The following is a 10,682-nucleotide window of genomic DNA, read 5'->3' as shown; positions in this document are numbered from 1 at the left end:
ATTTTGAAAGATTTTTCAAATTTTTGAATTCTTGATTTGTAAAGGTGTTGACTAAATAGATTTGTCTGTTAAATTCAAAAAAGAGCTGATTTGATTGGACTGTTTTATGCAAAATCAAGAGTTAAAAAAAGGTGAGATTGTAATCTACAAGGCCAAAGAGGGACCTAAATTGGATGTACGTCTTGAAAAAGATACTGTTTGGCTCACACAAAAACAAATGGCAATACTTTTTAACAAGGGGGTGCCAACCATCAATGAACATATTAAAAACATATATAAAGAAAGGGAATTAGAAAGAAATTCAACTATTCGGAAATTCCGAATAGTTCAATCTGAAGGTGGCCGGAAAGTAGAAAGAAATATGGATTTTTATAGTCTTGATGTTATAATTTCCGTTGGCTATCGTGTAAAATCTAAGCAAGGGACTCAATTTCGAATTTGGGCTACAAGAACATTAAAAGAGCATTTAATTAAAGGTTATACCATAAATAAAAAGAGACTACTGCAAGTACAAGATTCATTAAAAAATTTGCAGGAAATCATCGTATTACTTCAGGAGAAATCTAAACATGAATTGCTCGCAGGGCAAGAACGTGAAATATTGGGTTTGCTTAGCAGCTACGCAAAAACACTAACGCTCCTTGAACAATACGATAAAGAGAAAATTCCTATTGTTAAGAAAGCAAAAGGGGAATTTGTTCTACGCTATGATGAAGCAAAGGAAGTTATTGATAGGATTAAAGAGGAGCTTATTGCCAAAAAGGAAGCTAGTGATTTATTCGGTCAGGAAAATCCTGGCAAACTCAAGGGGATTTTAGGAAGCATCCTCCAAACTTTTGAGGGTAAAGAGCTATATCCGAGTTTAGAAGAAAAAGCAGCTCATCTTTTGTATTTTATTATTAAGGATCATCCTTTTGTAGATGGCAACAAACGAATTGCTTCATTTCTGTTTGTGTATTTTTTGGATAGAAATAATTTTCTTTACAAAGATAGCGGTGAGAAAAAAATAAATGACAATGCCTTGACAGCACTGGCACTTTTAATTGCTGTGAGCAATACAAATGAAAAAGAGAAACTTACCAAGTTAATTACAAATTTATTATCTGTCTAAATATATTTTCACAGGGTCTACTTCGGGATGTTTCTTGTAAGAATTTTCTGGCAAAAGTTGGTAATTTTTTTTCTCAATATGGTAAAAAGCATAATAAATAGGCAGCGCGCTTGATGCTGTTTAGCAGAAATGTGAAACAATGAAATGAATCAGAAATATTTTGGGAGGCATTTGAATGGAGATGATTAAACCGGGAATTCCCAAAGGAACGCGGGATTTTCTGCCGGAACAGATGTTGAGGCGGCAGTATGTCATAAATATCATCAAAACTGTTTTTGAAAAATATGGTTATCAGCCATTGGAAACGCCCTCAATTGAGCGGCTGGATGTGTTGTCCGGAAAATACGGCGAAGAAGGCGAACAATTGATGTTCAAAATTTTGAAGCGGGGGACCGGCATCGAAAAAGTCGGATACAGTCTGAAAGAATTTACGATCACAAATTTTCGAGATATCGTCGATTTGGGGCTGCGCTATGATTTGACGGTGCCACTATGCCGCGTAGTAGCGATGTATCGCAACGAAATCACGCTTCCGTTCAAGCGTTATCAAATTCAACCAGTCTGGCGTGCTGACAGGCCTCAGAAGGGACGTTACCGGGAGTTTTTTCAGTGCGATGCGGATAACGTCGGCAGCGCTTCCATGTTAGCGGACGCTGAGACGATTGCGCTGATCAATGAGATTTTGCTGAGGCTGGGTTTTGAAAAATTTAAGGTAAAAATTAACAACCGAAAAATTTTGACCGGTCTGGTCGAGTATGCCGGCGTTTCTGCTGAACTGGGAATCGATGTCTGTGTTGCTATTGACAAGTTTGAAAAAAGGCATCGACGGCGTAAAAGCGGAACTCGTCAAGCGTGAGATACCGGAAGCGGCGATCAAAAAATTACTTCCGGTGCTGGAAATTAATGGCTCGCCTGAAACGGTGCTCAATGAAGTAGGAGCTTTGCTCGCGGAATCACAAATCGGCACTGAAGGGGTCGAGGAACTCAAAGAATTGATCGGCTATCTGGAACCGCTGGGCGTTGCCGCGGAAAATTACACCATAGATTTGTATCTGGCGCGTGGCTTGAGCTATTACACGGGCCCGATTTTCGAGTCCGTGGTGGAGGAGCCGCGCATCGGCTCGCTCACCGGCGGCGGCAGGTACGACAAATTGATCGGCATGTTTTTGGGCGAAGACATTCCGGCGACAGGAACAACTTTGGGGATCGAGAGAATCATCGACGTGATGGCCGAACTCAACATGCTGCCGGAAGCAAAGAGTTCCACCAAGGTGCTGGTGACTGTTTTCGATGAAAACACCAAACTTGACAGTCTGAAATTGGTCAAAGAATTACGGGCAGAAGGCGTCAACGCGGAAATTTTTCTCGATAGCGCTAATCTGAAGAAACAGTTCAAATACGCCAATCGGCTGGGAATCCCGTATGTGATCATCATGGGACCCGACGAAGCAGTGCAAAATCTTGTTTCGCTAAAAGACATGAACAGCGGGGAACAGAAACAGATGGCGCTGGAAGATGCGGTTAAAGTTTTGGCAGAAAATTAATAGGGAATTGTTAGCCGGAAGCAATTGCCGGAAAAAGTTGAAAGTAAAAATTAGAAAACTCGAAATAAATAGGGAACGGAAAAATGTCCAAAATGAATCGTCGTGAATTCATCAAAATCGCCGGAATTTCCACAGCGGCGCTGTCGGGAGTGATGTCCACTCTGCCGCTTATCGGCAAGTCGAATCGTCCAGATTTGCCCATAGATTTGGCGGTTGTCCAAAATGGCGATCCGGCAGCGATGGTGCGTAAGGCTGTGGAAATGCTCGGCGGCATGTCGAAATTTGTCAAAAAAGGCCAAACAGTAGTCGTAAAACCAAATATCGGCTGGGATCGCGTCCCGGAACAGGCTGCCACGACCAATCCCGATGTTGTCGCGGAGATTGTCCGCATGTGCAAAGAAGCCGGAGCGTTAAAAGTTATGGTTTTTGACAATACCTGCAATCAGGCGCGGCGCTGTTACAAGCGCAGCCAGATTCAGAAAAAAGCAAAGGAAGCCGGCGCGGATGTCAGTTTCATGTACAAACAGAAATTTGAGAAAGTGCGCATTCCTCACGGCAAAGAGTTGAGGACTTGGGAGATTTACCGCGATGCGCTGAAAGCGGATGTGCTGATCAACGTGCCCATTGCCAAACACCATTCGCTGAGCCGCGTGACTTTGGGGATGAAAAATTTGATGGGGCTCATCGGCGGGAATCGCGGTAAAATTCATAATCATTTTAATGTGAAAATTACCGATTTGAACACGATCATTCGACCGCAGTTGACTATTTTGGACGCGGTGCGGATTTTGTTGAGAAACGGGCCTCAGGGGGGCAATTTGAGCGATGTCAAAGCGGTGAATACAATTATCGCCGGTGCGGATATTGTTGCCGTGGATGCGTTTGGCGCGACATTGTTTGGTCTCCAACCGGAGCAGTTGGGATTTTTGAAAGAAGCGCATGCCCGCGGGCTTGGGGAGATGAATTTGGATAAATTGAAAATCGAAAAAGTGAGTTTGGGATAAAATATTTGCAGCGAACAAAACGAACAAATTAATTTTTGGATGACATTTAAATAATATTCTTGCGAAGGTAAGGTTCAGCAAAAAAACGAGGGACGATGGAACGGTTACGAAGGATCTCGCAAATTCTGTTTCTTATTTTTTTCCTCTACCTATTTTTTCATGCCACTTATCCTTACGAAGGCGGGGTTCCGGCTGAAATTTTTCTGCGCATAAGCCCGCTGGTGGCGGTGATCACCATGATCGCGACGCGGGCGTTCGTGGCGACGCTAATTTTTGGGTTGATTGTTTTGGCGCTGTCATTTTTTCTGGGCAGATATTTTTGTGGCTGGATGTGCCCGCTGGGAACGACCATCGATTTGATGGATCGGCTGTTAGGCAAACTTCGGCGTTCCGATTCCAAAAAAGTTCGAAAATTTCGTTTGTGGAAATTTTCCATCCTGCTCGCCATTTTAGTTGCGGCGATTTTCTCTTTTCAATTCATCTGGTTTTTCGATCCCATTGTGATTATGACCCGGGTGGCAACAACATCATTATATCCCATCGCCGTTTTTTTTGTCGACGGGACGATGAATTTGTTGCTGCAGTTCGGCATTTTTCAGGATCCGCTTTTTTCAGTTTATGATTTTTTGCGCAACAGTATTTTGCCGCTGGAGCCGTTGTTCTTTCAGCAGAGCGTCATTTTCGGATTGATTTTTCTGGGAATTTTGCTTTTGAACCGTTTTGCTAAACGATTCTGGTGTCGCTACTTGTGCCCTCTGGGGGCGATGTTCGGCTTCGTCTCTTCGTTTCGTTTGACAAAAGGAATTTCCATTGATCAAAAGTTCTGTACCAAATGCGGGAGATGCCAGATCTCTTGCAAAATGGACGCCATTGACGATGATTTCCAATCAGCGAATGCCATCGAATGCATTGAATGCATGTCTTGCATTCAGGTTTGCCCGGAGCAGGCGATTTCTTACAAAATGAATTTTCGTTTTGCGCGCCAGAAGACGGATTTGAGCCGGAGAAGATTCATCTGGTCAACGGCGACCGGGCTGTTGACACTGGGTTTGGTGAAGACCGGCTTCCCCAATAAAACGAGCCAGGGCGCTGTGGTGCGTCCGCCGGGCGCGCTGCCGGAAGATGAATTTTTGGATCGTTGCGTGCGTTGTCAGGAGTGCGTAAAGATTTGTTCCACGACGGGCAAGGCGTTACAGCCGGCGTTTCTGGAGAGCGGCTGGGAAGGAATCTGGACGCCGATGGTGAACGCGCGGCACGGTTATTGCGAATATAATTGTATTTTGTGCGGACAGGTGTGTCCGTCCGGCGCCATTCATCCCCTTGAATTAGAGATAAAGAAAAAACTGAAAATGGGGCTGGCGTACTTCGATCGCAACCGTTGTATTCCGTGGTACAGGAACGAAGATTGTCTCGTCTGCGAGGAACATTGTCCGCTGCCGGACAAGGCGATCAAATTTGACGTGCGCGAGGTACGGGCGCAGGACGGCTCCACGCGCGTGGTGAAATTTCCTTACGTCGATGAGTCGCTCTGTATCGGCTGTGGTATTTGTGTGACAAAGTGCCCGGTGACAGGCCCGGCAGGAATTTTCCTCACGAATGCGCAGGAACAACGCTGGGGCGAGATGGATGAGTCTGACGGAATTTATCCCGAGAATTTTTAACTAGAAAAATAAGAGTGCAACATTTGGAAAAACTGGATTCGACAGCTTCAAACAAGCAGCCATCGCCGGAGATTTTTACCATTGTCGCGGATGAGTCGGGCGACATTAACGCGCAAATTTCCTCGCTGGAAAAGCAGGTGTTTGACCATTTTCGTCAGGGACATTTTCATTTGAAAATCGACTTGCGTCACGTGAAAATTGCTCCGGCGAGAATGATCGTCTTTTTCATCCGCATCAGCAGTCAAGCGCGGCGGCTGGGCGGAGATGTTGAATTGACAAATTTGCACACTTTCGTGCGAAATAATTTGGTGACTTTTTCTCCGAGAACTTTTTTGTCCATTGAGCCTTCGGAGGATTTTGCTCTCTTTGATTTTGGCGAGGATATTGAACCAGCGTCGCTGCAGGAGACAGAGAAGGGGACGGAACCGCCAGCCGAAGAAATTCCAGAGGAACCAAAGGGAACTGCTGACGTAGAAAATAATCGAAATGAAGAAATTGCGCTGGAGATTTTGCAATCGCTGGATTTGCGCGAAGCGGATAAAGTGCGCATCAACAGCTCTGCCGATAATCTGTACAAAGTGTGCGATTTTGTGGTGCAGCGAGCTAAAGACGCTGGCTTTGATCAGCACGAACTGGCAAAATTGAAAGTGACAGCGTACGAAGCCAGTTTAAACGTTGTCGAACATGCCTATTTTTCGAATCCGGATTACTGGATCGATGTGTACGCCGTTCGTCGCAATGGGAAATTTTATATTGTGATTCACGATTGGGGCGCGAGTTTTGAGTTCAATCCTGATCGGGATTATGATGTGGAAATGGCAGTAAAGCAAAGAAAAACCGGCGGGTTCGGCTTGCACATCATTCGTCGTTCGGTGGACGAAATTTGTTATTTGAAAGATCAGAATGTCGGTAATCGGCTGATTCTGATTAAAAATTTACCTGAATAAGGAAATCTATGGCGACCAAAAAGCAGCGTTCTCTTTACGATGAAATCAAAGAATTCCACAAGGAAAAGAAAAAATATGTCATTGCTTTGTTCTTTTTTGGAATTTTGGGACTGATTTTGCCTGTGATTCCGGGAATATTATTGCTCGGCATGGGCGTGGCATTGCTGGATCAAAAACGCGGCGAAGAGCTGATAAAAAAAATCAAAGATTGGTTCAGGACTTTTTTTAAAAGAAAAATATGAAAATCATAAACGGAGGTGATGAGTATGTATTTTTTGTCGCCTATTGATATTGGTTTATTGGTAATTGCGTTTATCATTTCCATGTACGCGCAGATGAAAGTGAAAAGTACATTTGCCAAGTACAACAAAGTGCGCTCTCGGCGCGGCATCACGGGTGCGGAAGTGGCGCAGCGGATTTTGCTGGCGAATAATATCCACGACGTAACCATCGAAGAAACGAACGGACTTTTGTCCGACCACTACGATCCGATAAAGAGAAAATTGAGACTTTCCAGCGAAAATTTTCATTCCACATCTGTGGCATCGCTGGGAGTTGCGGCGCACGAGACAGGGCACGCGATTCAGCATCATGTGAGCTACGCGCCGCTCAAATGGCGTCATAGTATTTTTCCTGTTGCTAATTTGGGCTCAAATTTGGCGTTCCCGTTTTTCTTCATCGGACTGATTTTCAGCTCGGGATTTTTGATGGACGTGGGCATCTACTTTTTCCTGGCAGCCGTGGCGTTTCAACTCATCACACTGCCAGTGGAATTTGACGCCAGTCGCCGGGCATTGGCGATTTTGGAGTCGGGCGGTTTTCTGGAACGCGATGAAATTGGCGGAGCCAGAAAAGTGCTGCGTGCGGCGGCGCTGACGTACGTGGCGGCGACGGCGGTGGCAATTATGCAATTGGTCAGATTGCTGTTGATTCGTGGGGCGAGCGATAATTAATTCGGAATAGCAAAATAGTTAACCGGAAGCGGCCTATCAGCACGCCGCTCCGGTTGGCTTAATTATTAATATGAATGACCAGTTAGAAAATATTCTTGTAAATATTACGTTAAAAACAATGTAGGGGACGCATATATGCATCCCCTACGACCTAATTTCAATAAAAATAGTTGATCATAAAATTTAACTGGTCATTGGTATTATTAGTGAGCAAGCAAAATGCAGAACATGTCGTCTCCATTAATCGATCCCCTTTCTTAATTTCTCAAAGAAAAAAATCTTTTTTTTATGAAAAATTTATTAGAACAATACCTGAAAAATCTTACTGCCACCTCGCGTCGCGGGGATGCACGTGAAGAGAGTTATTACCAGCATTTGCACAACTTGATCGAGCAATTTACCGACATTAAAAAAATAAAAAAAATTGACATTACCATCGTCCCCAAGAAAACCGAAGCCGGCAATCCGGATTTTCGCATCTGGGACGGCAAAAATCACATCACCGGCTACATAGAAGCGAAAGACCCTTCTGTTACAAACCTTGATTATGTTGAAAATACTGAACAGTTGCGCCGCTATTTGTCGACTTTCCCTAATGTCATTCTTACAAATTTTTATGAATTCCGTCTTTATCGGGAAGGCAAAAAAATTGCCCAAGCGATGATTGGGCGTCCTATTGTTGCTAAAAAATTGCGCACAGCACCGCCAGTAGAGAATATCGACAAATTCAAAGAACTGTTTGATTTATTCTTTTCTTTTTCTTTGCCAAGAGTGCAAACGGCCCATTCGCTGGCGGTCGAATTAGCCAAACGAACGCGATTTTTACGTGATGAGGTCATCACTGTCGAGCTATCGGAAAATGGGAGCAAGGGACGCAAACACATCGTCGGATTTTATGAGGCATTCAAAAAATATTTAATCGGAACCTTATCCGAAAAACAATTTGCTGACCTATACGCACAGACGATAACTTACGGCATGTTTGCCGCCAGGACGCGTGCGAACGGAGAGTTTAGCCGAAAACTTGCCTTTGATTACATCCCGCATACGATAGGTATTCTGCGTGATATTTTTCATTTCATTTCTCTCGGAGAACCTCCCAAAGCGTTGCAAATAATTGTTGAAGACATCGCGGAGATTTTGCATGTCGCTGATGTGAATAAAATTTTGCATGAGTACATGAAAAGCGGCAAAGGCAAAGATCCGATTATTCATTTTTACGAGACTTTTCTGGAAACGTATGACCCTGAGGTCCGCGAACGGCGCGGCGTTTATTACACACCGGAGCCAGTAGTCGATTATATCGTTTGCTCAATTCATGAGATTTTAAAAACGCATTTTGCTCTGCCTGACGGTCTTGCCAGCCAGGAAGTAAAACTCCTCGATCCGGCAGGCGGCACTCTGACTTTTCCTGCCAAAGCTGTTCGGCTTGCGGCGGAAGAATTTAAGGAAAAATATGGCATCGGTGCGCTGGGACAATGGATAAAAAAACATATTCTTGCCAATTTTTATGCTTTTGAATTGATGATGGCGCCTTACGCCATCGGCCATTTGAAAATGGGGTTTGTTTTTGATGACTTGGGTTATAAAATGTCCGAGGATGAGCGATTCCAACTTTATTTGACGAATTCACTGGAGATGGAAGAAATTGAGCAAATCGCCATCCCCGGATTGAGTTCATTGAGCGAAGAAAGTCATCGTGCAGGAAAAATCAAAAGAGAGCAGTCAGTGTTGGTAATTTTAGGTAATCCTCCCTACAGCGGTATTTCAGCAAACACCAATGACTGGACAGAGAAATTGTTGAAGGAAAATCTCGATGATTGCCAGAGTTACTATGAAGTTGACGGAGCTCCTCTTGGCGAGAAAAATCCGAAATGGCTGCAAGATGATTATGTCAAATTTTTGCGTTTCGCTCAATGGAAAATACAAAATTCTGGCTACGGCATCGTTGGCATGATCACAAATCATAGCTATCTTGACAATCCGACTTTTCGCGGTATGCGCCAGAGCCTGATGAAAACTTTTGACGAAATTTATATCCTTGATTTGCACGGCAATAGTTTGAAAAAAGAAACCACTCCCAAGGGCGGCAAAGATGAAAATGTGTTTGACATCAGACAGGGCGTAGCGATTGCATTGTTCATTAAAAATAAAAAGAAGAAAAAACCGCGCATTTTTCATGCTGATTTATTTGGCTTGAGAAAAGAGAAATATGAATGGTTGAGCCAACATTCAATCATCAAAAAAAATTACACGCAAATTCACCCGCAAAGCCCTTACTATTTTTTCATTAAAAGAGATACTGAAAAGATTAAAAAATATTTGAAATGGGAAAAGATAAATGAAATTTTCCCTGTAAATAGCGTGGGGATTGTCACGGCAAGGGATCATTTCGTAATTGGCTTCAATGAGAATGAGCTAAAAAATAGAATGCTTCAATTCAGAAACTTGTCACAGCCGGATGAGGTTATTAAGCAGGCTTTTAATTTAAAAGAAAAATCAAATTGGAAAATTAAGGATGCGCGGAAAATTGTGAATAAAATTACTGATATTGATGATTATATTAAAGAGATATCATATCGACCTTTTGACCAACGCTACATATTTTACCACAAAGCAATGATTGAACGAATGCGGTCTGAAGTCATGCGTCACATGCAGGAAGAGAATGTTGCCTTGACAATTGAGAGGCAGGTTAAAGCAAGCAGAAATTGGCGGCACTGTTTAGTATCCGATATTATCATCGAAAGTAGTTTTATATCCAATAAGACAAGTGAAATCACATATATATTGCCTTTGTACCTTTATCCCCAAAAAGAAAAACACACCTCCAGGTCTGGCTCCACCATTATGATGGTTTTCGACCATAAAGAGACTTACGGCAGGAAACCTAATATCTCGCTGATCATTTTCGAAAAATTAGAAATGGCTTTTGGGAAAAGGCCGTCTCCGGAAGAAATCCTCTACTACATTTACGGCGTTTTTTACAGCAATGTTTACCGCGAAACCTACGCCGAGTATTTGAAAATGGATTTTCCGCGTGTTCCTTTTACAGCCGATTTTGCTCTGTTCAAGAAAATCGGAAGATTGGGCAAAGAGTTAGCTAATCTGCATCTGCTAAAAAGTCCGGCGCTTGATCTTCCGGTCGCCAGATTTCAAGGCAGCGGTGACAACGATCGGGTTGAAAAAATTGATTACAAAGAAAATGAGCAAAGAATTTATATCAACAAAAACAAATATTTTGAAGGTGTCGCGCCGGAGGTGTGGGATTACCACATCGGCGGATATCAGGTGTTGCAAAAATATTTGAAGGACCGCAAAGGAAGAATTATGGATGAGGCGCCGCGTTTTTGCCGGATCATTACGGCGTTGAGCACGACGATGGAAATTCAGAAAAAAATAGATGAAATTTATCCGTTAGTTGAAGATAGCGTGGTTGAATTTTAGGGTGCAGTCAAAAGA

General features: G+C 43.3%; 7 protein-coding genes and 1 pseudogene. All 8 read left to right on the top strand.

The features are described from left to right. Positions 1-106: 106 nt before the first annotated feature. The 8 genes and pseudogenes from GXO74_02825 (at position 107) to GXO74_02790 (ending at position 10,667) form a co-directional block, all read left to right on the top strand. Positions 107-1,111, top strand: coding sequence for a type II toxin-antitoxin system death-on-curing family toxin (locus tag GXO74_02825; GenBank protein ID NOZ60593.1), 1,005 nt, complete (start codon positions 107-109; stop codon positions 1,109-1,111). A 181-nt stretch (positions 1,112-1,292) separates the two neighbouring features. Beyond that, a pseudogene (hisS, locus tag GXO74_02820) lies at positions 1,293-2,655 on the top strand (histidine--tRNA ligase). A 92-nt stretch (positions 2,656-2,747) separates the two neighbouring features. Further along, positions 2,748-3,659, top strand: coding sequence for a DUF362 domain-containing protein (locus tag GXO74_02815; protein ID NOZ60592.1), 912 nt, complete (start codon positions 2,748-2,750; stop codon positions 3,657-3,659). 95 nt (positions 3,660-3,754) lie between these two features. Next, positions 3,755-5,320 carry a 4Fe-4S binding protein gene (locus GXO74_02810; protein NOZ60591.1) on the top strand — a complete coding sequence of 522 codons (1,566 nt, stop codon included), beginning with the start codon at positions 3,755-3,757 and terminating at the stop codon, positions 5,318-5,320. 14 nt (positions 5,321-5,334) lie between these two features. Then, entirely contained in the window at positions 5,335-6,267 is a 933-nt protein-coding gene (locus GXO74_02805; GenBank protein ID NOZ60590.1) for an ATP-binding protein, read from the top strand. A gap of 8 nt (positions 6,268-6,275) precedes the next feature. Further along, a complete protein-coding gene (locus GXO74_02800) occupies positions 6,276-6,509 on the top strand; it encodes a hypothetical protein (protein NOZ60589.1) in 234 nt (77 codons plus the stop codon). Positions 6,510-6,533: 24 nt separating this feature from the next. Then, complete coding sequence (locus GXO74_02795) at positions 6,534-7,220, top strand: zinc metallopeptidase (protein ID NOZ60588.1); 687 nt, start codon at positions 6,534-6,536, stop codon at positions 7,218-7,220. A 288-nt stretch (positions 7,221-7,508) separates the two neighbouring features. Then, the gene (locus tag GXO74_02790; protein ID NOZ60587.1) at positions 7,509-10,667 is read left to right on the top strand and encodes an N-6 DNA methylase; all 3,159 of its coding nucleotides are present in this window, start codon (positions 7,509-7,511) and stop codon (positions 10,665-10,667) included. Positions 10,668-10,682: the final 15 nt, after the last annotated feature.

Source organism: Calditrichota bacterium (genome assembly GCA_013152715.1).
Lineage (GTDB): Bacteria > Zhuqueibacterota > Zhuqueibacteria > Thermofontimicrobiales > Thermofontimicrobiaceae > 4484-87.
The sequence above is the reverse complement of the archived record's forward strand: the minus strand, read 5'-3'. Positions and strand labels throughout refer to the sequence as shown.

Coding starts and splice junctions, on each gene's coding strand:
- GXO74_02810 (NOZ60591.1), top strand. CDS start 3,755: ATGGAACGGTTACGAAGGATCTCGCAAATTCTGTTTCTTATTTTTTTC.
- GXO74_02800 (NOZ60589.1), top strand. CDS start 6,276: ATGGCGACCAAAAAGCAGCGTTCTCTTTACGATGAAATCAAAGAATTC.
- GXO74_02795 (NOZ60588.1), top strand. CDS start 6,534: ATGTATTTTTTGTCGCCTATTGATATTGGTTTATTGGTAATTGCGTTT.
- GXO74_02825 (NOZ60593.1), top strand. CDS start 107: ATGCAAAATCAAGAGTTAAAAAAAGGTGAGATTGTAATCTACAAGGCC.
- GXO74_02815 (NOZ60592.1), top strand. CDS start 2,748: ATGAATCGTCGTGAATTCATCAAAATCGCCGGAATTTCCACAGCGGCG.
- GXO74_02790 (NOZ60587.1), top strand. CDS start 7,509: ATGAAAAATTTATTAGAACAATACCTGAAAAATCTTACTGCCACCTCG.